Consider the following 24768-nt stretch of genomic DNA (forward strand, 5'->3'; position numbering starts at 1 on the left):
ATAAATAAACTGGCAGAGCCTCGCAACAATTGCGGGGCTTTTGTTTTAATTGGCTATCAATTATCAGGTATTAATAATTCTTATAACTTGTGGCATTTAAGATTGCAGTGCATGCTTAAACTTCTGCTTAATTTTAAATGGTGTTATTTGGTGACGGTTATTTTTTTCTGTCATGCACAAAGCTTTGCCCAGCTTACCTATAACGAATTAAGCGTTCAATACGACAGCCCGTGGACCTACAAAAAATTACAGCTTATTCCTGTTCGGTTTAAAAATGCCGGCGGCGATAGTGGTTATGCCAATAAGCAAATGTTTAATGGAAAAATAACCAGTTTTGATGATGCCATGCGCAGGCGAAAAATAATTGTGAAGGAAATGAGTGAAGGTGGTGCAGACGTATCAACGCTGATGATTAAAAACCGGTCGAATGAAAATATAATGCTGATGAGCGGCGAAATGGTGCAGGGCGGCAAGCAGGACCGCGCCTTTGGTGAAACAGCTATTATTCCAAAGGGCAGGCGAAAAAACTATGTGCAGGTTTTTTGTGTTGAAAAAGGAAGATGGGATAATAAGGCAAAATCTTTCAGGCATGCCGGCACGGCAGATGCCGGCGTGCGCAAACAGATTGATGTTTCCAAACGGCAAAGCAAAGTGTGGAAGCAGATTGACAGTGAGCTTTCTGAAAAGAATAAAAAGAACCAAACATCAGCTTACCTGAAGGCGTATAATGACAGCACTTATTTTGATACATCGTACCTGCATTATTTTATTGAAAAAATGAAAAGTAGCGACAGCGCTTATGGAGGTTTTATTGCTATTACAGGTAACCGCATTATAAGAGCGGATATTTTTGGCGGCACCGATCTCTGCCTTGCTGCTTACATTGAAAATATAAAAAGTTATGTGCACACATTGAAACCGGCGGATGGCATTCCATCAAAACCAAAAGAGGCGATAAAAGGTTTTACGGATAAATTCCTTAAAGATAAAACCACGCAAAAACAATACCTCGCCAAAAATGGCCGCATTTATTATAATGATGGTGTAATAATTCAATTGGTTGCGTATGATGATGAGTAGCTTCTTCATGAAATCTGCCGGCGATACTAACGCCCTGCTTTGTAATTTTAACGCATGCTCAATAATCCAAGGTTCACTTCAGTCTTAAAAAAATACCAGGATACATTCCACGCGGTGGTGCCATTCAATGCAGCAAAAGATAAATTATTGCTGATGAACTTCACCGCAACCAATGCCGATTTAAATGACAAAGAGCTGGAAGATGCCGGCAAGTTTTCCGCGTATATAGATAAAAAAATAAAAGATGCAGGTGCTGTGTATGGCATTGGCGGCTATACAGAATACCGTTCTATTTATAACCGCAGCGACGTATTTGATGTGCCTGGCGCTGAGCCGTGGCGCCTGCATTTGGGCGTAGATATTTGGTGCAATGCAGGCACGCCTGTTTTTGCTTTCATGGGCGGCATGGTCCATAGCCTGGCCTTCAACAACCGCTTTGGCGATTATGGTGCTACATTAATTTTATTGCACCAGTTAGATGGCATTGCCTTTTATAGTTTGTATGGCCATATTTCATTAAACGATATAAATAACCGGCGCGCCGGCGAGTATATTACAAGAGGCGAAAAGTTTGCACAGTTTGGTAAGCCTGAAGAAAACGGCAACTGGCCGCCGCACTTACATTTCCAGCTTATTTACGATATGGAAATGAAGAAAGGCGATTACCCCGGCGTTTGCGCTTATGGAGAAAAAGAGAAATACCTTAAGAATTGTCCGGACCCGGATTTGGTTTTAAATATGATGCAATATGCGCAGCCGGATTGATTTTTTCAGACAATAGGTTTTCTCACAGATAATACAGAAGAAAAAACAAATCTGTGGGCATCTGTGTGATCTGTGAGCCATAAAAATATCACGTTGACATACTTTGAAGCTCTCACAGATAACACAGATTAACACAGAAGAAAAAACAAATCTGTGGGCATCTGTGTGATCTGTGAGCCATAATATATTTACCATAAGAATAAAATTGTACCATAATGGAAGAGATTAACACTATCACTTATAAAATAAGAGGTGCTGTATTCTCAATTTATAATCAATTGGGCCCGGGATTATTGGAAAGTGTATATGAAACCGTTCTCGCATTCGAATTAAGGGATATGGGGCTTTATGTTCAAACACAGGTTCCGGTGCCGGTAATCTACAGGAATATAAGAATGGAGGTAGGTTTTCGAGCCGATATAATTGTAAATGACTTGGTAATTATTGAGATAAAATCTGTAGAAACTTTGCATGACGTTCATAAAAAACAATTGCTTACTTATCTTAAACTTACCAATAAACATCTTGGCATACTGGTAAACTTCAATGTTTCAAAATTGATAGACAAAGAGAATATTATACGAATCATCAATTAATCTTCGTTTAAATCAGCACGAAAGAAAAATAATCTGTGGATGTCTGTGTGATCTGTGAGCCATAAAAATATCGCGTTTGACATGCTTTGAAGCTCTCACAGATAACGCAGATTAACACAGAAAGAAAAATAATCTGTGGGCATCTGTGTGATCTGTGAGCCATAAAATATCACGTTCGAGATATGTAAGTTTTCTCACAGATAACGCAGATTAACACAGAAAGAAAAATAATCTGTGGGCATCCGTGCAATCTGTGAGCCATAAAATATCACGTTCGAGATATGTAAGTTTTCTCACAGATAACGCAGATTAACACAGAAGAAAAAACAAATCTGTGGGCATCCGTGCAATCTGTGAGCAATAAAATATTTTCGGCCACTCAATAAAGTTTAATTGATTCATTATTTTTGAGCCGATAATCATCAAACAAAAAAATATGTCTGGACATACTTCTCCAAACGATCCAAAAAAATTTACCGCAGTGCTTTTTACAGGTATTGTTGTTGCATTTGTATTTGCTATGCTGATGATGCTTTGGCAAGGTGATTTTGAACACGATGAACACGGCGAAAGGCATTATAATACAACTGTTGTGGAACCCGGTTATTAAACCTGTTGAATAAATAGTTGCCCGCTTAAAAGAAGAGCAGTTAAGGTATTCTTCTTACCAGGCTTGCATTAATGCCGGCGCTTGATATAGAAAGCTTGCCGGTGCCTAACCCGTTGAGGGAAGTTTTATAATAAGGTTCTATGCGAAAGCTTGTCTTTTTTCCTGTTTTAAGTTCGTAGCCTGCACTCAGGTTTAAAACAGAAAGCCAGTTTTGCGCTGCATGATAATAGGCGCGGCTGCCATAATGTTCTTCGCCATCCCGCAGATAATCGTAATTGTAAAACTCTTTATTCATTAAGTAAGAAGAAACGCCGGCTGTGGCAAACCATGCATGGTTCTTCTTTTCAATGAAGTTATATTTAATATTCAATGGAATTTCAAACATGGTGCAATAACCATCAACCGTAAGTATCTCGGAGTTGCGGAAATAAGCAATGCCCGATTTATCAAAATATTTTCCTTTGGTGTAATAGTTCTTTCTGTCAATAAAAAAACCCGATTCAATACTTAGCTTATTAAATTTATAACCTGCCAGCAAACCCACATTGTAACCCAGTGGCCGTGCGCTTTGATATTTTATAAAGCTTAAGTCTGTGCCGGCAGCTAATCCTGCGTAGAAATAATGATTGTCGCCCTTAGGGTTTTTAATAATCTTTTTTGAAGTATTGCCTGTATTGAGCTGCGTAGTATCCGTTTCTGTTTTTGCTTTGGATAAAGCAGGAAGATGGTTTTGTGTGATAACCTGCTCTTCATCTTTATTCAAATCAACAGCATTAGTATTATTATTGACAATGCTGTTATTTTCTGTTGGCAACCCTGCCTGGTTTTCTTTGAATTGATTTGCTGATGATTGATTGATTGCAGGTTCTTCCTTAACTGGTAACGGATGAAAAGCTGCTATATTATTCGTTGCCGGCAGCCTGCCGCTTTGTGTTATAACAATCTTATTGCTCCGGCTGTTTTTGTTTTCATTGCTGTTTATAATAACATCATCCATGCTATTATTAGCTGGTGCGGTTTTTACCTGTGCTTTATCTGCTGCTGCAGGTTGTTGATTATTATTTAACTCCTCCTTTACTTGCGAAGGGCTTTTGACAGTTTCATTATGCTGCCCATCTTTAAATTTATTGTATTCATTACTTGCTATCCAGCCTAAAGGAATAAGCAGCAGCCACCAAAAAGCAAAGCGGCGCCTGCGCTTTTTTTCTGCAACAGGCGGCAATGGCTGTTCAGTTGCATGCACGGCATTATACACAGCATTCCAGTCGGCAGCCTTGCCGGCATCAATGTCGTAATTCTCTGCAGCTTTACGCATCATTTCATCCATATCGTCTTCCTTCATGTAAAGCATAATACATTGCCTTTGTCATCTTTTATTAAATATTTCTGAAGAAATGCCCTTGCCTTTGAAAGGTTTGATTTTGATGTGCCCACTGAAATACCAAGCATATTAGCTATTTCCTGGTGGGTGTACCCATCAATCACATAAAGATTAAAAACAACTTTATAAGCCGGGCTCAGTTTTCTTACCAGTTCCACCAGTTCTTTATACACAAGTTTATTCTCGCCGCTGTTATTCACTTTTAAATATTCCCCGTTTTCATTATGCGGTTTACCATTCGCGGTCACGAGGTTTTCCCTGCCCATAAAATCAATAGATGCATTTATTACTATCCGCTTTATCCATGCAAGCAGCATTGTTTCCACATGATTATGATCGCGTATCTCGAACTTTTGAAAGTTCTTAAAAATCTTTACAAAAGCATCGTTGGCAGCAAGCGCGGCGTTATCAAAAGAATGCACATAACGGTAGGAAATGCGCAGTGCATACGGAAGGTATTTTTCATAAAACAGCTTCTGGCACTTTGCATCGTTTTCCATGCAGCCTTTCATTATGTACAAAAGATCATTCAATCAGCGCAAATATTTTGATATGCTTTATTTAACTGCCGCCTTTGCAAAACAGTTGCTTTTATATTAAAAAATTGTTTGACTTATTTTTAGGCGCAGGCATTGGTTTTTCATGGCAGCTTCATCTTAATCCTATATGTAGCTTTTCTGCTATTCCAGCAATAGTTTCATGGCGAGGTTTTTCCATTCTTCATCCAGGCTTATAGCAGGCCGTTGTGCATTAGCGCGCCTGTACCAGTAATCTGCATTCCAAATGTCGCCTTCTTTCCGGTGCAGGTAAGCATGCACCCGGCAGGAATTTTTATCATCCAATGCATCAATTAATGAATGAGCTTTGCCCCAGTTGCCTTTGGCATCCCACCACAAAGCCTGCACATATAAAGGTAGGCTTGAAGCAGGCGTGTCATCATTTTCAATGGTTAATATAAATTCATCGTAGGTCATAATCAGTGCAAATTAAAATCGGAAAAACCAATGCTGCATGATATGCCGCTTAGCAGCAATAATATGCCCGCACTGTTTAAAAACCCTTTGCCCCAGTCTTTTGATCCCAGCAATATAATGAAGATGCCCAGCACCAAATTTATTACGCCGCCAAATAAGCAAACAAGTCCTAATATCAAACCAAAATTATCCCGGTAATTAACTGCACCGCAAACAATACCAATAAGCACAACAATGCCGCAATTGACGGCTGTAATTTTATAAGCAAGTTTCCAGTTATTCATATATCTATAATTTATGCAGCAGCGGGCTGCGCTCATTTTGTAATTGCCTTACATACATTTCTTTTTCATCGCGGTAAAACATATTCATGGTTTCAAATGGAATAATTCGGCCATCTTTATTTACAATATGCACACAGCTTTTTTTAATAGCACGCACATCAAAATCATAGGCATCAATAAACCGCATAATAATTATCCGGAATAAATTTTCATAGCTTAAACCGGGCGCATGAATTTGGGGCAAGCAGCAAAGCAGTTCTTTAAAATTGTTTTCCACGCGGTCAACCGAAATGCCTGTGCTGAAAATTTTAAGCATGTGTGCATGCAGTTGTTCATCCTGTTCATATACAATTGTATTGCGGCTGTTGTTTAAAAGATGCGCCGGATCAATATACCGTGTCATCGGAAAAACCTGTCCTGCAAGTTTTAATGCATAGCCCATCACCAGTGCATCGGGATTGCATGGCACCGGAATAAGATCGTTTGGCTGAAATACATTTGTTTGCTCTAAAATCTTTTGCCGCACATCTGTCATCGTTATCCTGTCTGTTGCCGCATCAAAATGTTTCAGCCTGCCTGCAATTTGTGTTGGCTGAAAGGTTACGCCTCTTACGCAGGGCTGTTTTAAAGCGAAGTCAATTATTTCTCCAATCTCATCATCATTCACGCCTTTTTGCAATGTAACCACCAATGTGGTAGAAAGATTAAATTCATTTAAATGCGCCAGCGCTTTTTTTCGCACATCCGTTAAATCTTTACCACGCAGTTGCATCAATGCTTCCGGCTTAAAAGAATCAAACTGCAGGTAAATTTCAAAGTCGGGCATATACGAAGCAAGCTGCTTTACAAACGCTTTATCTTTTGCTATGCGGATGCCATTAGTATTTACCATTAAGTGGCGGATAGGTTTGCTTTTTGCAATATCCAGTATCTCAAAAAAATCAGGGTGCACCGTTGGTTCGCCGCCGCTTATTTGCACCACATCCGGCGTTCCTTCATTGGCAACAATTATATCCAGCATTTTCTCAATCTCATCAATTGTGCGGTGCCTTCCATAATGCGGCGAACTCATTGCATAACAAGTGGGACAGGTAAGGTTGCAGCGGTCTGTAATTTCTATAATCGTTAAGCAACTGTGCTGTTCATGATCTACGCATAACCCGCAGTCGTACGGACAACCATACAAAGTTTTTGTATTAAACTGCAAAGGCATTTCACTGGGCTTATTATAATTGCGGATGTTCTTATAATATTCAACATCGGTTGCAATTAATACTTTTTGAAAACCATGCTCCGGGCAATTTTTCAGCATGAAAACATTATTGCCTTCAAACACAATTTTTGCATCAATTCTTTTTAAACAAACAGGGCAAAGGCTTATGGTGAAATCGTAATACGTATAGGCGCGCTCAGGCATAAAAAATGTATGTATTATAAAGATAGATGTTCTGTTATTGTTTTTGAAAAGAAGCCGTATTGTAAAAACAAAAGGGTTATTAAAAATTGTCTGAGCGGAGCCGAAGACAATTGCTGTTGAGCGAAGTCGAAACAATATTTTTAATAATGTGCCTGAAAAAAAGACGACTGTTTAATACTGCAATAATTGTTTCGGATGAATAATATATCTGTAATAATACATCAAGCCAGGCAGCGCAGTTATTTGTATGGTGGAAAGGCCAATGCTGAAGGTATAATGCGGCTTTATAAAATCAAGTATAAAGCGGAAGAAACAATAGGCGATCATAAATAGCTTAAACCGTGCCCCGTTTTGCAGTGTGTATTTTTTTTCAATTTTAATAAGCGCCATCCATAGTAATATCAAAAAAATAATTTCATACAAAGCCACAGGATGCCTGTAATAACTATCGCCCAAATGCATACCCCACGGCAGGTTTGTTGGCAACCCGTATGTTTCTTCATAAATACCCATGCTAAAACAACCAAGGCGCCCAACAATCAAAGCCAGTATGATGGGATAGGTAAATAAATCACCGGAAGCTGTTTCTTCATGGATTATTTTTTTTACTAACTCCACGCCAATAAGGCCGCCCAATAAACCGCCCAGGATTGTTTTGTTTGAATAGAAATAAAACAAAATATTTTCGGACTGCACTAATCCTGCAGGATTTTCCAAACCACCAATTAACCTGCTGCCAATAAAAGCACCCAGGGTTGCGCCAATTATGATGGATAAGCGGTTAGGTGGTGCAATTATATCTCCTCGTTTTCTTTTTAAAAACAAGTAGTAACGAAAGCCAACAAATAAACCTGCAAATTCAGTAATGGTATGCAGCAAAATATTACTGTTGCCGATTGTTATGGTTACAGGAAATTGCAGTTATGTTGTTTTAAATATTTCAGCGTTTTTCAATTCTATCATAAAAGCCGCCATAATTATTCATTATCACATTATCTTCTTTAAAAAATTTCATTGGAAAACCTAAATCAATAGCGCTTATTTCATTAAGATGCTGCATATCTTCATCCGGAATAGTAACATCAATTGTTTTCAAATTTTGCTCAAGTTGCGAAAGCTTTGTTGCGCCTACAATCGGGATAACAGAAAGTGGTTGTTGCATGGTCCATTTCAAAGCCACATGCGATGGGTCAACACCTAACTTTTCTGCAACATTCATTACTTCTTTTGTAATACGCTGGCTGTTTTCATTTAACCGGTTGCTGCCTTCTTTTATTCTTCCAAAATCACCACGCAAATATTTACCGGTTAATGCACCGCCTGCCAGTGGCGCCCAGGGTGTAACCGTCATTCCAAAATGTTTTGCCATGGGCAGCAATTCACGTTCAGGCGTACGTTGCAATAAGCTGTATTCAACCTGCAATGCAATGAACTGGCTCCAGCCCATCAGTTCTGCCATAACATTACCTTTGGCCACTATCCATGCAGGCGTATCGCTTATGGCTGCATAACATACCTTGCCTTGTTTTATAAGGTCATCCAGGCCACGCAACACTTCATCAATGGGTGTAAGGTCGTCCCATATATGCAGGTATAAAACATCAATAAAATCTGTCTGTAACCGTTGCAGGCTTGCTTCCACACTGCGCATCATATTCTTGCGGTTATTGCCACTGGCATTAGGATTGGTTTTATTATCGTGCAAAGAATATTTTGTTGCTATAACGAAATAATCACGGTCACGGGCATTTAAAAATTCACCAATTATTTTCTCGCTGGTGCCAAACTTGTAAATGTTTGCCGTATCTAAAAAATTACCGCCTGCTTCCGCATATTTTTCCATTATGGAAAAGCTGGCTTCTTTGTCTGCACCCCAGCCGTTTTCTGTTCCAAAGCCCATAGTGCCAAGGCATAATTCTGATACTTTTAAACCGCTCCTTCCAAGTAATTTATATTTCATTCGTGTATATTTATTTTTTCAGTCATGCGCATGAAATGTTACTATGAATATTTTCTTTGTGTTGAAGATTATCATGCTGGTTTCATACACTACAAAAATAATAAAGCATTTACAGGTTCAAACAATTAAAGCCTCATGAAAATGCAGAGGGATTTTAGATAAACTCGCAGTGAATACCTGGTAATAAAAAAGCCCCAAACGGGGCTTACAAATGCTTTAAGATGCGCTTTCTGTGCCTGTATCTTCAGGCGTTGGCACTTCAGGCGCTGGCTGAACATCGGTAGTTGTTAGTGGTAATTCAGGTTGTTGAGGTTCCGCAGCTTTAGGTGCAGCTTTTTTGGGCGCTGCTTTCTTAGCAGCTTTTTTGGGAGCCGCTTTTTTAGCAGCCTTCTTTGGTGCTGCTTTTTTCACAGCCTTTTTAGGAGCAGCTTTCTTAACGGCCTTTTTGGGCGCCGCTTTTTTTACAGCTTTCTTTGGCGCTGCTTTCTTAGCAGCTTTTTTAGGAGCCGCTTTCTTAGCAGCCTTCTTTGGTGCTGCTTTTTTCACAGCCTTTTTAGGAGCAGCTTTCTTAACGGCCTTTTTGGGCGCTGCTTTTTTTACAGCTTTCTTTGGCGCTGCTTTCTTAGCAGCTTTTTTAGGAGCCGCTTTCTTAGCAGCCTTTTTTGGTGCTGCTTTCTTTACAGCTTTTTTATTTGCTTTTGCCATGATGTGAATTTTTCTTTTATAGAAATGGATTGTAAGGTAAAAATGTTTTACAAATATCAATCCATTAGTAAATAAATTTTTTTGTTTTTATAAAAATTTATTTATGCAGCTATGCATTAAATAAAGATTGAAGCTTTTTTACAATGTTGCGCCATGAGTAATAATCATAATATTGCTGCGGGGTATTTGCCTGCATACTTTCGTTATTGATTATTGCGGTAACAAAGGTGGAAACATCATTATCGTTTACCACTTTAATCTTCTCCCCGCAAACAGAAAGCTCTATGCCAGCCGCCCCGGATACGCAGGAAACCACGCTTACACCATAACCCATTGCCTCCACTATTTTTGTTTTAACGCCACCGCCTGTTATAACGGGATTAACGAAAATATCAGCTGCTTTAAAATAAGCATATACATCATCTACAAAACCGGCATATACAATGTTCCTGTTCTTATAATCTTTAAGTTCATTAAAAGAAGCAGGCAAGCCTCTGCCGCAAATAAGAAAGCGGTAATTAAAAGACGGAGTTTTAAGTAAGGCCGGGTTTAATTCATTCAATATAAATAGCAGGGCGTGAAGGTTTGGTTTATAATCCAGTGTGCCATTAAAAAAAAGCAGTGTTGCATCAGTTGGAATGTTATGTTTTTTATATATGGCCCGTTTTACTTCAGGTTTATCAGCAGGCATTTTATCAATATCAATTCCAAAAGGCACTAATACTGCATTCTTTTCCTTCACCATTTTTTTTGCTATGGCAAATTCTATATCTTCTTTTGTTTTGAAGAAAACTTTATCGGCATGGTTATAAACAGCGCTTTCATAAATTTTTAAAAGGCTATGCCACCATTTGCCAATGGTTCTGAAGCGTTCATATTCTATATTGTGTGTGTGCACAAACCATTTTATTCCAAGGCTTCTTTTTAAAACCCAGCCCATCCAGGCCATATAAGGATGTTCGGTAATAACATTCTTAATATCCTTTTGCTTTATTATTTTTTTTATCTGTGATACATAAAAAGGGTTTATATACCTTCTTCTTTCCTTGCTGAAAAGCGGCACCATATTATAGGTTTCAGCAAGGTTTATATCGTTGTCTTCAACCGAAACAACCGTAAGGTCATTTTGTTCGCCCAGGTATTTACAGAAAATGGCAATGCCTTTTTGCCCACCCATTTGTGCAGGCAAAATTTTGTAGGAAACAATGTCAAGAATCTTTGCCACAGGAATTAATTATAGCCACAAATAAACTGATAAAAAAGTTATGGAAAGTTCAATCTATCAGTCACCCAGAAATTATTCCACAGGCTTGCGTGCAAGGCTGCCCGTTAACCCTGCGAAACCTGAAACCAGCCCGCCTGTGAACGCAGTTACAAAAATTAATAATATGGATGAGCCGCCTAATGGCAGTAACGTAGCAATTTTTTGGGAGAGTAAATGGTCGTTAGCGTTATCAATAATCAATGCCATAACGCCCCACAGTAAAAACAAACCAAGAAACGTGGCTAAAAAAGCGGCAAGCGCTTTTTGATGAATAAGCAAGGCAATTATGAATGAAGTAACGGCAAAGCTCCACCACGTGAAATACAATGGTGCTGCATAACCCAGCAATGCCGTAAGCAAAACAACAATTATAAACTTCATATTAATTTTTAAATTTTTAAATCAGAAATCTTCAATTCAAAGGCATGCATTCCAAAGCATTTTTGCTTTGAGTTTTATTTTTCAAAGATCATTCTGCCAAGGTTATCTCTTTTACCGGCAATATCATTTTTGCTATACAGTTTTATGCGGTAATATTTACCCGCTGCCCAGGTATCTACAAAATTATCATAGTACCTGCTGCCGGGATTTCCGCTTTGCCCACCGGGATAAACGCCGTAAGCATTAATATCATCGGTTAATTCAACCACCATACGCCAGCTTGGCCCATGATCTTTTTTGAAAGCATTAATAATATCCTTTCCACCGCCTGCATTCAAATGAGGCCTGCTAAAGGCGGAAATTTTAAGCAGATGCGTAATGCCGCCATCTTTAAATTTTCCCCAGGCTAATACATTATCATCTTTAGCTTTTTCCAATACAGGTATAATACTTTTAAATGCTGCTGTAACGTCGTCTTTCAGGGTTTCTTTTTGAGGTGTATTTATATCATCTGCAAATAATGCAACAGAATCCTTTAAAATAGCTTTTACCAATGTGCCCGGTTCAACCGGCGGAACAGGCAAAGAAGCCTGGTGAAGTTCATCACCATAAATCCTGCTTATACAACTATCCTTCCATAAGTCAAAAACAGTAGCGCCTTCAGACGCCGCATCATTTATTAAATTCCACGATGCCACGGTGGAGAGATATTGCTTTTCTTTATTATCTAACCTGGCATAAACAATCTGCGACAATAAAAGCGGAACAGCCTTTTCTGCCAGCAGGTTATAATTGTTGTTTTGCAGCTTTTCCATATCATCTGTTGTAATATTTTGCATAGATGATAAGTAGCGGTTAATAAGCCAGCCCCTGTACAAAGAAAAGTTGCCCGGCGTATAATAAGGATAGGTTTTTACATCATAAGGCGACTGGTTGGCGCTGCTTACAAAACCTCTTTCAGGATTATACATTGGTATTTCCAGGCTATCAGGAATGTAATGCTGCCAGGCATAAGTGCTGTCAAACCCCGGCATAACAAAATCGCCCTGCCTGTACCATAATGCAGGAAATTTGCCTGCCTGACGAATGGCAATATCACCGGCTTTATCTGCAAAAACGAAATTTTGCCCCGGGCAGCTAAATGTGGAAATAGCATCAATATAATCATCGTAATTTTTAGCCCTTACCAATTTCAGAATGCAGGCAAGGTCATCGCTTTCCTCGTGCGCCTGCCAGTGCACAGCATAATACTTGTCTGTATGCAGTTTATCAGGATAATGAGGATCATACATTACCGGCCCCCAAACCGTAATAGCAATATGCTCTGTATCGCTTGGCTTGTTGCGTACCTTAATTATTTCATTGCGCAATTCTGCTTTGCGCCAGCCATCATTAAACCAATATTCCTGCATAGTGCTGTCGCGAAATTTTACTTCATAATAATCTTTCACATCACGTTCTGCATTGGTTAAGCCCCAGGCAATATTTTCGTTAAACCCTATAAGTATGTTTGGTGCACCCGCCAGCGAAACACCATACGTATTAAATGCCGGCGTAGATATCTGCATTTCATACCAAAGCGATGGAAGGTTAAGCCCTAAATGCGGATCGTTGCACAAAATAGGCCTGCCGCTTTTTGTTTTGCTGCCGGCAACAGCCCAGTTATTACTGCCGTTATTTTTATCAGGTTTTATGGCGGGATTCAGCGGCGCAACAGCCGTTTTGAAATTAAAATATAAAGAGTCAGTTGTTGCAGGCGGAATTGAAAATTTAAGTGAATTTATTTTAGGCAGAGGATTGGTAATGATCGGTTGCATGGAATCCTGTACGTAAGGAAAGAGCGCTTCATACTGCGCTTTGGTAAGGAACGACTTTACATTAGTCCTTTCAAAATCTTCTTCATACCCGGCAAGATCATAAGCCATATATTTTGTAAGCAATGCAGTTTTCAGGTTGGTCCAAGGCTCAGGTTTGTAATTAAGCAATTTATATTCTAAAGGATAATCATTTTCCTTAAGGGTTTTAATGTATTCATTTACGCCTGCAGTATAAGCATCGCAGGCAGCTTTCATTTCAGGGTCGTTTTCCATGGCATGCAGGGCCTTTTCTGCGCCATATACTATTCCAAGCCTCCTGAAAAATTTATCAATCTTCAAAAAGTTGGTGCCATTGGCCGAATCGCCCATTATTTCACTCAATCTTCCGCCCGCTGCATATACCTGGAATTCCATTTGCCACAACCTGAATTTCGCATGCAGGTAACCCTGCACAAACCAGGCATCGTTTTCGTTTTCGGCATATACATGCGGCACTAATCTTTCGTCAAAGAAAACTTCTGTGGCGCCTTTTAATTGCGGAAAATTAAGATTATCGTTAAAGGTTTCATTTGCAGGTTCTGCATTCTGCCAGAAACCTTTTTGCGGAGAAAGAAAAAAACCAAAACGGGGCGTTTTACTGCCACTTAAAGTTTGCTGGTTATCTAAAAAATAAATAAGCACAATCGCTATAATAGCAGCAATAACGCACCCGATGATCCTCATGTAATGAGATGTTTAATTAATAAATTTAGATTGAAAACAAGGCTTAGCCCTCAAGCGTTGCTTCAGATGAAATTTTCATGTTCAACGCTTTGCTGATGGGGCAATTTTCTTCGGCGTTCTTCACACATTCATCAAACTTTTCTTTGCTTATGCCCGGCACCTTGCCTTTTACAACCAGGTGGGATTCGGTGAGCACACCGTTTTCAAAGTTAATATTGGAAGTTGTTTCGAGGCTTTCAGGCGTAAAACCCGCTTCACCCAAAACAAAACTTAACTTCATGGTAAAGCAGCCGGCATGTGCAGCAGCAATCAACTCTTCCGGGTTAGTGCCTGTGCCTTCTTCAAACCTCGATTTATAAGAATACTGGGTATTACTTAAAGTACCGCTTTGCGTGGTTACTGTACCATTTCCTTCTTTTCCTGAACCGTTCCAAACGGCAGTTGCATGTCTTTTCATAAAGATTATTTTTTTGTTATTAATTTACGAACCAATTTATAGGTACAAAATAATATACAAAATTCACTAATAACAAAATATGATAAGCTGGGATGATTTTGAGAAGATTGATATACGCTGTGGAACGGTTACAGAAGTACATGATTTTCCAAATGCAAGAAAGCCTGCATACCAGCTTACGATTGATTTTGGTGAATTGGGAATAAAAAAATCTTCCGCACAAATAACACATCATTATTCAAAAGAAAATTTAAAAGATAAACAGGTTGTTGCCATTATAAATTTCCCTGTAAAACAAATAGCCAATTTTTTTAGTGAATGCCTGGTGCTGGGTGTGTATGATGAAAACAATAATGTTGTATTACTGCAGCCGGAACGAAATGTAAAGAACGGGATGAAGGTGGGATGAATAACGTGAAACGTCAATCGTCAAACGTGAATACAGGTACATGAAATTGTAAGCGTAATTTGAATGTCTTAAAGAATAAATGAATTAAACGTGTTATTAAGCAATGATCAAACTCAGAAGATTTCACCTTTGACGATTCACGTTTGACGGGCGCAACGCACAACATGGAAGAGCTCTACTACACATATTATCAAAGCCCGATTGGCATGATAAAAATTGCGGGCACGGATCATTACATTGCTGAATTATCATTTATTGATAAGCCGGGGCAAATGAAACATGGCGAACCGGGCATAAGCGAAGTGATGCACCAATGTACAGAACAACTGATAGAGTTTTTTAGTGGCAAGCGCAAAGAGTTTGATATACCAGTTCATCAGCCCGGCACTTTTTTTCAGCAGAAAGTATGGGGCGAACTATTGCAAATACCTTATGGCAAAACCATTTCCTATCTTGAATTAAGCCGCCTTATCGGTGATGAAAAAGCCGTACGCGCTGTGGCAGCAACCAATGGCAAAAACAAGATTGGCATCATCATTCCCTGCCACCGTGTAATTGGCAGCGATAAAAGCCTGGTTGGCTATGCCGGCGGTGTGTGGAGAAAAAAATGGCTGCTGCAGCATGAGTTTAAGATTTCTCATGGCATACAAACGCTGTTTGATTAATAAAAAAACCACAGATGTCTCGTTCATCTGTGGCTGAATTGTTTAAAACAATTTAATGATATCTTAATTCACCGGCGTCATCACCAAACAAACCGGTTTCTGCACATCTATCTTAACATTGGTATCCTGCAGCAAGCCAAAGTTTTTATTGATCACAAATATCTGAACGGTATTATTATTCTGGCTGGCAACTAATAAAAATCTTCCTGTAGGATCAACCATCATACCACGCGGGTTTGCGTTTACAGCCTGTGTGCCGTTTGCCAGCAACGTACCGTCTGTTTGCACTTTATACAAAGCAACGTCATTAGCTGCCCCACGGTTAGAGGTATATAAAAATTTACCGTTGGGCGAAATAGCGATCTCTGCACTGCCGCGGTCATTCTTATCGCCTGCCGTTGTAGATGCGATGGTTTGCTTTGGTGTGAAATTGCCATCTGCATAACCATAAACAATAATATTACCGGCAAGCTCATTAATCAAATAAGCTGTTTTTCCATCAGGGCTGAATACTATATGCCTTGGCCCCAAACCATCATCTACGGTAACATAGCCAGGATCGTTTGCCGGCGTAAGCACATCTTTTGCGTCGGCGCCATTGAAGTTATATTGATAAACCCGGTCTGTACCAAGGTCAGGAGAAAAAACAAATTTACCATCCGGTGAAAAAATAACCTGGTGCGGGTGCGGCATTTCCTGGCGGGTAACATTTACACCATAACCTTCATGACCAACCAACTGCACATGCGGCTGCAGCGAACCATCTTCGTTTGTTTTAAACACTGTAATATTTCCACCTGCATAATTGGCTGTAATTACATTCTTACCGGATGCATCAACGCTTACATAGCAAGGCGCATAACCATCCGTTGGCTGCTTATTTAAAAAAGTAAGCTGGCCGCTTTTCTTATCAAATGCAAAGGCGCTAAGCTCACCGGGTTTATCGCCGCCGTTCTCATTTACAGCATACACAAATTTTCCATCTTTGGTAACGCATATCCATGAAGGATTTTGTACGCCGCTTGTTTTACTTACAAGCGTTGCCTCGCCTTTATTGGGATTAAATTTATACACGTAAATACCATCGTTAGCACCGCCATCCGTGTAAGTACCAACAAATAAATATTGAATAGGATTTTGAGCATTAAGATTTAGCATAGCAAATGCAGTAATTAGTATTAAAAATATTTTTTTCATACAGTAACTATAAATTTTTTAATAGTTGTAAATGTAAAAGAAGATTAGAAAATTGAGTTGTTAATTTAAGCATGAAAGTTATCAAAATAAAAGGGGTTGCCTTTAATTAAAGACAACCCCTTTCAATATCAGCATGTATTTATTGTTTAATAAAAACAGCAGATTGCATTATGTCCCCATCAATTATTTTTATAAAATAAGCGCCTGCGGCAAATTTGTTTACACTTATCTTATTAGCAAAGCCGGGTTTGATTATACCCTGAAATACCTGTTTTCCATTTTCGTTAAAAATCTGTATTACAACCGATTCTTTTTTAGATTGAAAATTAATATTAATAAAATCCTGTGCAGGGTTAGGATATACTTTTAATGAATTGTTATCCTCAATAACTGCATTGGCAATAACAGCATTCAGGCCAGGCAATTTTTGTATGCTGAATGCGGCAATTTTTGTGGTTGACCATTTGCCATTATCATCTTTAACTCTTACAAACAAACTATCAGCACCTGCAGGTATTTCGCTATACAATATTTTAAACTTAAAAGTGCTATCCTGGGAAACTGTTGCAAAAGTTTTTACGCTTGTTTTACCAAACCCTTTATCATTCTTAAACAAATATTCCACTGCAATTACGTGAACAGTATCCGGCGTTTTAATAATTTCAACACTTTGACTGTTAGTGCTGCTCCACTTACCATAACTATCTTTAAAGCGCGTGTATAATTTGTGATAGCCTGCCGCAAGAGAGGCTGTTGCTGCTGTAAAACTTTTCACAATTGAAGTGTCGCTGTTACTTATAGCTATTTGTTTACCCTTCCCAAATCCCGGGTCTTTATCAAAAAAATATTCACCGCCAATAATAACAGACTGCGTATCGGCTGGCAATACTTCTACGTTGCTGCTGTTTATAATACCCCATTTTCCGTTGCTGTCCTTCATGCGTATATACAACTTATGCATACCCGGCTTTAGCGATGTAGTTACAATATTTAAAGAATAACTGCTATCGGCTGCAACGGCAACATTAAGTTTTGTATTCAGCCCAACACCTTTGTCTTTATCAAAAAAGTACTCAGCCTGTTTAAGGCTTTGTGCATTTAAAAGAAAAGTGCAGGCCATACAAAACATTGTTAGCAATGTTTTCATAATCGTGTTTTAAATCGATGATTATTTGATTGTCCTGGCGCTTATAGTTACAGATAAGCCTGAAGACTGCGTGGCAACACCGGACGTGGTGAGTTTATATATTACCGGTATATTAGCTAATCCTGAAAGCGTATAACGGTTTTGAGCTACCGCTCCGCCAAATGCACCACGGTCTGCTCCGTCTGATCCATTTTTGCTGCCTTTTGAATTGGTTTTAAGCTGGTATTTTCCATCGCTTGTTCCTGAAGCAACAAATAATGTTGTTATATCAGCAATAACTTTATTGTTATTAGCGGTTCCAAACTGCGTGGACAACGTGCCAATATTATAAGTTAGTTTTTCTTTATTGCCACCATTTATATCAACAGAGGCATTCGTTGTTTTCAAAATATTATTGCTGAATTCTGAAGTAGTAAACTGAAGCTGCAGGTTAGGGCTTGCATTTACAGGCCCGTCGAAAACATTGTTCTTGCATTGTTTTACAGGCCATGTATTCCAGTTAAGTGTTTTCTGGCAAATATTGTTGTTGAATATAATACCGGTTGGCGCAATAAAGCTTGAATAGCCATTGGTATAAAAAGCATTGGTTGCATACGTGTTTGAAAAGAAGTTCTGAAGGATATATACATCTGTTAATTCTGTTGCAAATTGAACGCCTCTTTCAATGCGGCAGCGCTTAACAGTAATACCACTTGCGTTAACGTAAATCTTCCCATCGGAGGCATAACCATTAACCACAATATTCAATCCTGTAACAGATGAACCCTGAACGTTTAAAGTTAACTGGCTAACCTTTACTTCAAGCGCATCGTTTGTAACCTTTGGGTTTTCTGTGAGAAAATATCCTGCTCCTATAATGGCAAGTTTTTTTGTAACGGTTGCACTTACATATACAGTAGTTGAACCTTCAACATACAGCGTATCATTATTAGCAACAGCTGCCCAGGCTACGGCCTGGTTTATTTGGTTAAACACAGGGTAGGTGGATGTTCCTCCTAAATTATCACCATATATGCTGGTGCCATTGTAATTCGATTTATTATTTACCCGCCAGATTTTTGCATTGGCTGTATGAACATTCAACAACAGTATAGTTGCTGAAAGCAATAAAGAATAAATCTTTTTCATGATTTTATGATTTAGTTTTTTAAATAATAACCAGTAAACGGGAAGTTTTATTGATGAATTGGCACGGCGCTTATACGTTTGAAACCTCATCGCAGCCTGGCTTTCAGGTATAAATTGACGATTAAAAAAACCCGGAAAGAAGCAACAGTTATTATTTGCACTGAATGGTTTATTATTTGCTGCAAACACAATGAAAGCTGAATGATGCAGGAAAAAAATATCAGGTTAATATAGTTGTAGAAGAACCTAAGAAGATTAAAACTTAAATTTTATCCCATACATATTGGGCAAACTTTTCAAGCGAAGGGTCTCTTGCACCCATGAGTAATATAACGCAATCATTGGAAAGATGTGATTGAACAGCATCCGGAAAATCATTTCTGTTTTCAATAAAAAAAGCATGCTTATGCAGCGTCTTTATATCATTAATCAAGTCATTGGCCGAAATATCTTTTAGCGCTGTGCCGCCTGCATAAAAAATTTCACTCATCCATATTTCATCCTGCGGGCGTAAAGCCGCTGCAATTTCTCTTACATAATCTTCGCGCAAAAATTTTGTTGGTGTGTAACCATGCGGCTGAAACCAGGCAATCAATTTTTCAGCCACCGGCTGGCAGGCCTTAATGCTGGCGGCACATTTGGCTGGGTTATGCGCATAATCATCCACCAGCCAAACACCTTTTTTATTGCCGATAACCTGGTGGCGGCGATAAATGCCTTCATAATGCTGCAATGCATTTGCGCAAATATTTAAATCAACACCAATAATATTAGCGGCTGCAATAGCAGCCAATGCATTTTCTCCATTATGTTTTCCAAGCACATGAAGGCTGAATGCTGCTTGATTTATTGCAAAACTTATTTCAAACCCATGTTGTTGAAAATTTTTTGCCGTATAACCCGCCTCCACTTTTTCATCGGCAGAAAAATCATGTACTATGTTTTGAGATAATGCCGAAGCAAGCTTATTGTTCCGGTTAACAATAAATGTTTCACTGTTATTTTTGAACTGTGCAAAAAGCTTTATAAGCTCAGGATAATCTTTGTGGTCCTTATCAACATTCAGCAATATACCAATAGAAGGACGATATTGTACAATGCTGCCATCGCTTTCGTCGGCTTCTATTATAAGCCATTCGCCATTACCTGCTTTTGCATTGCCTATCTTGCCCTGCTTTATTAAACGCGTTAAGCCTGCGCCGCTTATAAGGCCAGGCTGTAAGCCTGCATGTTCCAGTATTTCAAACAGCATAGCTACTGTTGTGCTCTTGCCGGATGTGCCGCCTACCGCAATTGTTTTTTTTGTTTGTGTAATGAGCGCCAACAGTTCACTGCGCTTCATAACAGGTATATTTAAATGCTTTGCCTTCTGCACTTCCGGCACGGTATCTTCAACTGCTGCTGAAACAATAACAAGTTGCACATTGCTGTTTAAGCCTTCACCATTTTGAAGAAAACAGCTTATGCCTTCTGCTTCTAATTTGCTTTTTGTTTCATTGGGTTCGCCCGGCTTAAAATAACGGTCGCTGCCGCTCACATTTTTATTGATGGATTTTAAATATTGGGCAAGCGCACTCATTCCGGTGCCTGCAATGCCTATAAAAAAGACGTTCTTAAAATCGTTTATGGAAGTAATCATAATTATTTAAACGAAAGCAATATAGCAAGAAAGCGTATGCATGCTAAATATTGATTTAGCGTTGTTGTTTGGTTTGTTGCTCACAGATTACACAGATGTACTCAGATTTGTTTTCTTCTGTGTTAAATCTGCGCTATCTGTGAAAAATTCATTTCCATCTTAGAATAAATATTTCATGGCTCACAGATTACACAGATGTACTCAGATTTGTTTTCTTCTGTGTTAAATCTGCGCTATCTGTGAAAAATTCATTTCCATCTTGGAATAAATATTTCATGGCTCACAGATTACACAGATGCACTCAGATTTGTTTTCTTCTGTGTTAAATCTGCGCTATCTGTGAAAAATTCATTTCCATTTGGAATAAATATTTCATGGCTCACAGATTACACAGATGCACTCAGATTTGTTTTCTTCTGTGTTAAATCTTCGCTATCTGTGAAAAATTCATTTCCATTTGGAATAAATATTTCATGGCTCACAGATTACACAGATGCACTCAGATTTGTTTTCTTCTGTGTTAAATCTGCGCTATCTGTGAGCATTTCATTCCAATTGGAATAGAATAAGATTTCGAAGAAAGGTTGCAAGGAAATTAATCCAGGTTCGGGTCATTAAAAGTATCGCCCTGGCTTATATCGCCGGTTTGATAGCCTTTCTTAAACCAATACATTCTTTGAGCTGATGTGCCGTGTGTAAATGCATCCGGCACAACGCGGCCCTGCGACGCTTTTTGCAACCGGTCGTCTCCAACTGCACTGGCCGCACTTAAGGCTTCTTCTATATCGCCCTGTTCAAGATAAGATTGATTATAATGCGCCCATACGCCGGCCAGGAAATCGGCCTGCAGCTCAAGTTTCACACTCAGTTTATTATATCCTGTTTCGCTTAAATGCTGCCGCATGCCATCAACTTTATCTGTAATGCCCAGCTGATGTTGCACATGGTGGCCTATTTCATGCGCTAAAACATAGGCCATCGCAAAATCACCTTTTTCTGCGCCAAAACGATTGGTTAATTCATTAAAAAAAGAAAGATCGATATATACTTTCTGATCAGAAGGGCAATAAAACGGGCCGGTTGCCGAGCTTGCTAACCCGCAGCCTGCCTGCGTTTGGCCTGTAAACAAAACAAGTGTAGGCTCTGTATATTGCCTGCCCATTTTATTAAACTGGTCAGTCCATACTTCGTTGGCAGAAGTAAGCACTACATCCATATATTGTTTTAATGTATCGCCCGGGTCATCAGGATCCTGGTAACCGCTTTGGGTTTGCTGGCCAATATTCTGCTGAGGTATCTGGCTTGGATCGCCACCTAAAAAATAAACAATAACAGCTATTACTAAACCACCAATTCCGCCGAAAGCCAGTTTGCCGCCTGACATTCCGCGGCGGTCTTCTATATTACCGCCTTCGCGCCGCCCTCTCCATTGCATAATGAAAAATTTTTTAAATGAAGTTATTTGAAAATTAGTAAAAATTAATCCTGCAGCATTACCGGAACATTACTTTCCTGTAAAAATTTTTGCCCAACAAGCGTTTACTATTACAAAACATGCATATCAGGGTGCAGTGAAATATATACCTGCGTTACTTTAACACCGCTCTTGTGTATGATAATACCAGTGCATATCTGCTGCTGATTGGCATTCACAACTTCAAATGCTATGCCTTGCTGCTGCGCATCGTATATATCAATTTTTCTTCCGTCATCCGTATAAGCGGCCACCTTTTTCAATTTTGGATATTGCTGTTTTATATCTTTCAAAGAAGCATACACATGTAAGCCATCTGCGGTTTCAAAAAAAGATGATGTGGTACGAATTTGCTGCACTGTCTTGGCACGCATGCTGGTGTCTTTATAAGCGGTATAAACATTCAACTGCGTTTTGTTATTATGCTCATCCGGTTTTTTCCCATACCAGGTAAGCCATGCTTTTCCCATAGCAGCATCGCTCATATCAGGCTTTCCAAAAACCTCAAGCCCGCTGTCATCCATTCCAATTTCGATATTGCCGATGCTTTTGCCCGGAACTATTACTTTATTAGCAGGTTCTTCGTTTGTAATTGTATCGTTATTTGTTTCACCGCTATTATTTATGCCTGATAAAGAATCCCTTTCACTTGGTTTCACATCATTCTGTATAGCAGCGGAATCTGCTGTATTATTTTCTGCGCCGGGTTGCTGATTACATGCTTCAAAAAACAGCAATGCAATTATTAAAGAAAGATATTTCATTCGTACAAGTTTGTTTTTTCAATGGCCTCATGCCTGCCTGCCCGGCAGACAGGGAACGCTCTGATGTACATTCCCTGTGTGTGGATATTTTTAATCTTTTACCGGCATATTAAACCTCATTATATTCATTTATTACGTATCAAAATTTCTTTGACCAGGCCGGTTTATATTGAAAGTTTTTATGTTATTCAAACATCGTTCCCAATTCTATGAATGTTTCTTCAATGTTGAATATTTTTGACCAGGATTGATTATAAAATTATTTGTATTCTCAAACATTAAAGCCTTTTATCTTGCAGAGGCTATGGAAGGAAAAATACCGGAATAAACAATTCACGGATAGCAACTTTAACCAGGTTAATTAAACCATTCAATAAAAAGATATGAAGTCGATTTTAATTTCAGCATTTTTATTTTGTACGGTTTCATTGTTAGCCCAAACTAACCGCCCGAATATTATATTCATCATTTCTGACGATCATGCTTACCAGGCTATAAGCGCTTATGGCAATAAATTTATAACCACTCCTAATATAGACAGGATAGCGCACGACGGTGTGCTGCTCACCAATAACTGCGTGGGCAATTCGCTGTGCGGCCCCAGCAGGGCTACATTGCTTACAGGCAAATTCAGCCATAAAAACGGTTATGCATTAAACGGAAGAGAAGCCTTTGATGTAAGCCAGTTTGTATTTCCGCAATTGCTGCAGCAAAACGGTTATCAAACCGCCTGGATTGGCAAAATGCATTTAAACAGCCTGCCAAATGGTTTTGATTACCTGAAAATATTAAACGGCCAGGGCACTTATTACAATCCTCAATTTATCAGCAAAGCAGATACCACTCAATATCATGGTTATGTTACTAATCTTATTTCCGGGTTCTTTTTCGACTGGTTAAAAGACAGGGATAAAAGCAAACCATTTTTTGCAGTTGTAGGTGAAAAAGCTACGCACAGGGAATGGCTGCCCGACATTCAGGACCTCGGCGCTTATGATAATATTGACTTTCCTCTTCCTGAAACTTTTTACGATAATTACGATAAAAGACTGGCCGCAAAAGACCAGGATATGACCATTGATAAAACCATGCGCCTGAAAGAAGACCTGAAAGTGCACCAGGGCTTTGGCGAAGGCGCAGGATATGGCGAATACAGCCGCATGGATGAAGCACAGAAAAAAGCTTATGAAGATTATTATGGAAAAATAAGTAAGGAGTTTGATGACAAAAAGCTGAGCGGTAAAGACCTCGTGCAATGGAAATATGAACGCTACCTGAAAGATTATTATGCTACGGCAAAATCTATGGACAGGAATATTGGGAGGATTCTTGATTATTTAGACAGCACGGGATTAAGTAAAAACACGGTGGTAATTTATGCATCAGACCAGGGATTTTATATGGGTGAACACGGCTGGTTCGACAAACGTTTTATTTATGAAGAGTCGCTTAAAACAGCATTCATAATAAAATATCCCGGCGTTATTCAACCCGGCTGGAAATTAGACAGCCTGGTGTCTAACATTGACTGGGCGCCTACTGTTTTAGACATTGCGGGCCTAAAATCACCGGCGGAAGTGCAGGGCCGTTCATTTTACCCTTTACTAAAAAAAGAGGCTGTGCCGGATTGGCCTGATGCGGAATACTATCATTATTACGAATACCCGCAGCCGCATCATGTTTCGCCGCATTTTGGTATCCGCACAAAAGATTATATGCTGGTACGTTTTTATAAAGGTGTAAATTCCTGGGAGCTTTTTGACCTTACAAAAGATCCGCACGAATTAAATAATGTTTACGGTCAGGCAGGGTATAAAGCCATTCAAAATGAATTAATGAAAAAGCTGAAAGGCCTGATAATTAAATATGATGATAAAGAAGCATTGACGCTTTTTAACACGGCTGTAAAATAGGCTGACAACACACGCTGA

The 24768-nt window shown here is 39.1% G+C and carries 25 protein-coding genes; 7 read left to right on the forward strand and 18 right to left on the reverse strand.

Annotated features, from left to right (window positions below):
- The first annotated feature begins 111 nt into the window (after positions 1-111).
- The 4 genes from BM015_RS03500 to BM015_RS21485 all read left to right on the forward strand — a co-directional run bounded on the left by BM015_RS03500 (position 112) and on the right by BM015_RS21485 (position 3051).
- The gene (locus BM015_RS03500; RefSeq protein ID WP_090654507.1) at positions 112-1080 is read left to right on the forward strand and encodes an ARPP-1 family domain-containing protein; all 969 of its coding nucleotides are present in this window, start codon (positions 112-114) and stop codon (positions 1078-1080) included.
- Between the two features lie 54 nt (positions 1081-1134).
- Complete coding sequence (locus BM015_RS03505) at positions 1135-1845, forward strand: peptidoglycan DD-metalloendopeptidase family protein (RefSeq protein WP_090654509.1); 711 nt, start codon at positions 1135-1137, stop codon at positions 1843-1845.
- A gap of 215 nt (positions 1846-2060) precedes the next feature.
- The gene (locus BM015_RS03510; RefSeq protein WP_090654511.1) at positions 2061-2441 is read left to right on the forward strand and encodes a GxxExxY protein; all 381 of its coding nucleotides are present in this window, start codon (positions 2061-2063) and stop codon (positions 2439-2441) included.
- Positions 2442-2877: 436 nt separating this feature from the next.
- Positions 2878-3051 (forward strand): hypothetical protein, encoded by a 174-nt coding sequence (locus tag BM015_RS21485; RefSeq protein WP_177191799.1) that lies wholly within the window; start codon positions 2878-2880, stop codon positions 3049-3051.
- Between the two features lie 40 nt (positions 3052-3091).
- Here the strand turns inward: BM015_RS21485 and BM015_RS03515 are convergent, their stop codons facing one another.
- The 12 genes from BM015_RS03515 to BM015_RS03570 form a co-directional block, all read right to left on the reverse strand.
- Positions 3092-4393, reverse strand: coding sequence for a porin family protein (locus BM015_RS03515; protein ID WP_090654513.1), 1302 nt, complete (start codon positions 4391-4393; stop codon positions 3092-3094).
- Positions 4390-4932: an RNA polymerase sigma factor gene (locus BM015_RS03520; protein ID WP_245751196.1), complete on the reverse strand. Its 543-nt coding sequence runs from the start codon at positions 4930-4932 to the stop codon at positions 4390-4392. Before BM015_RS03520 ends, BM015_RS03515 begins: the two co-directional genes overlap by 4 nt.
- Positions 4933-5112: 180 nt before the next feature.
- The gene (locus BM015_RS03525) at positions 5113-5406 is read right to left on the reverse strand and encodes a hypothetical protein (protein WP_090654517.1); all 294 of its coding nucleotides are present in this window, start codon (positions 5404-5406) and stop codon (positions 5113-5115) included.
- Positions 5407-5408: 2 nt separating this feature from the next.
- Complete coding sequence (locus BM015_RS03530) at positions 5409-5690, reverse strand: hypothetical protein (protein WP_090654520.1); 282 nt, start codon at positions 5688-5690, stop codon at positions 5409-5411.
- 4 nt (positions 5691-5694) lie between these two features.
- Positions 5695-7107 carry a radical SAM protein gene (locus tag BM015_RS03535; protein ID WP_090654522.1) on the reverse strand — a complete coding sequence of 471 codons (1413 nt, stop codon included), beginning with the start codon at positions 7105-7107 and terminating at the stop codon, positions 5695-5697.
- Between the two features lie 171 nt (positions 7108-7278).
- Positions 7279-8028 (reverse strand): prolipoprotein diacylglyceryl transferase, encoded by a 750-nt coding sequence (locus BM015_RS03540; RefSeq protein ID WP_090654523.1) that lies wholly within the window; start codon positions 8026-8028, stop codon positions 7279-7281.
- Positions 8029-8047: 19 nt separating this feature from the next.
- Positions 8048-9067, reverse strand: a complete 1020-nt coding sequence (locus BM015_RS03545; protein WP_090654524.1) for an aldo/keto reductase — start codon at positions 9065-9067, stop codon at positions 8048-8050.
- A 216-nt stretch (positions 9068-9283) separates the two neighbouring features.
- Positions 9284-9772, reverse strand: a complete 489-nt coding sequence (locus BM015_RS21350; RefSeq protein ID WP_143075738.1) for a DUF4573 domain-containing protein — start codon at positions 9770-9772, stop codon at positions 9284-9286.
- 109 nt (positions 9773-9881) lie between these two features.
- Positions 9882-10997: a glycosyltransferase family 4 protein gene (locus BM015_RS03555; RefSeq protein WP_143075739.1), complete on the reverse strand. Its 1116-nt coding sequence runs from the start codon at positions 10995-10997 to the stop codon at positions 9882-9884.
- Between the two features lie 72 nt (positions 10998-11069).
- Positions 11070-11417 carry a hypothetical protein gene (locus tag BM015_RS03560; protein WP_090654530.1) on the reverse strand — a complete coding sequence of 116 codons (348 nt, stop codon included), beginning with the start codon at positions 11415-11417 and terminating at the stop codon, positions 11070-11072.
- Positions 11418-11491: 74 nt separating this feature from the next.
- Complete coding sequence (locus BM015_RS03565; RefSeq protein WP_090654532.1) at positions 11492-13957, reverse strand: penicillin acylase family protein; 2466 nt, start codon at positions 13955-13957, stop codon at positions 11492-11494.
- Between the two features lie 43 nt (positions 13958-14000).
- Positions 14001-14414 (reverse strand): OsmC family protein, encoded by a 414-nt coding sequence (locus tag BM015_RS03570; protein WP_090654534.1) that lies wholly within the window; start codon positions 14412-14414, stop codon positions 14001-14003.
- A 79-nt stretch (positions 14415-14493) separates the two neighbouring features.
- On the opposite strand from BM015_RS03570, the gene BM015_RS03575 reads away from it, so the two are divergent.
- Together BM015_RS03575 and BM015_RS03580 are read left to right on the forward strand one after the other, a co-directional pair.
- Entirely contained in the window at positions 14494-14823 is a 330-nt protein-coding gene (locus BM015_RS03575) for a tRNA-binding protein (protein ID WP_090654535.1), read from the forward strand.
- A 164-nt stretch (positions 14824-14987) separates the two neighbouring features.
- Complete coding sequence (locus tag BM015_RS03580) at positions 14988-15488, forward strand: methylated-DNA--[protein]-cysteine S-methyltransferase (RefSeq protein ID WP_090654537.1); 501 nt, start codon at positions 14988-14990, stop codon at positions 15486-15488.
- Positions 15489-15551: 63 nt separating this feature from the next.
- Here BM015_RS03580 and BM015_RS03585 read toward each other — a convergent pair whose 3' ends face one another.
- From BM015_RS03585 to BM015_RS03610, 6 genes are all read right to left on the reverse strand, one after another.
- A complete protein-coding gene (locus tag BM015_RS03585; protein ID WP_090654539.1) occupies positions 15552-16685 on the reverse strand; it encodes a lactonase family protein in 1134 nt (377 codons plus the stop codon).
- A gap of 139 nt (positions 16686-16824) precedes the next feature.
- Positions 16825-17832, reverse strand: a complete 1008-nt coding sequence (locus BM015_RS03590; protein WP_090654541.1) for a T9SS type A sorting domain-containing protein — start codon at positions 17830-17832, stop codon at positions 16825-16827.
- Between the two features lie 21 nt (positions 17833-17853).
- Positions 17854-18960: a hypothetical protein gene (locus BM015_RS03595; protein ID WP_143075740.1), complete on the reverse strand. Its 1107-nt coding sequence runs from the start codon at positions 18958-18960 to the stop codon at positions 17854-17856.
- 262 nt (positions 18961-19222) lie between these two features.
- Complete coding sequence (locus BM015_RS03600) at positions 19223-20599, reverse strand: UDP-N-acetylmuramate--L-alanine ligase (protein WP_177191800.1); 1377 nt, start codon at positions 20597-20599, stop codon at positions 19223-19225.
- A gap of 595 nt (positions 20600-21194) precedes the next feature.
- Complete coding sequence (gene ypfJ / locus BM015_RS03605) at positions 21195-22034, reverse strand: KPN_02809 family neutral zinc metallopeptidase (RefSeq protein ID WP_090654547.1); 840 nt, start codon at positions 22032-22034, stop codon at positions 21195-21197.
- Between the two features lie 110 nt (positions 22035-22144).
- Entirely contained in the window at positions 22145-22837 is a 693-nt protein-coding gene (locus BM015_RS03610; protein WP_090654549.1) for a hypothetical protein, read from the reverse strand.
- Positions 22838-23220: 383 nt separating this feature from the next.
- Here BM015_RS03610 and BM015_RS03615 point away from each other — a divergent pair, with 383 nt between their 5' ends.
- Positions 23221-24750 carry a sulfatase family protein gene (locus BM015_RS03615; RefSeq protein WP_090654551.1) on the forward strand — a complete coding sequence of 510 codons (1530 nt, stop codon included), beginning with the start codon at positions 23221-23223 and terminating at the stop codon, positions 24748-24750.
- The last annotated feature ends 18 nt before the right edge of the window (positions 24751-24768 follow it).

The organism is Parafilimonas terrae (assembly GCF_900115755.1).
GTDB classification, from domain to species: domain Bacteria; phylum Bacteroidota; class Bacteroidia; order Chitinophagales; family Chitinophagaceae; genus Parafilimonas; species Parafilimonas terrae.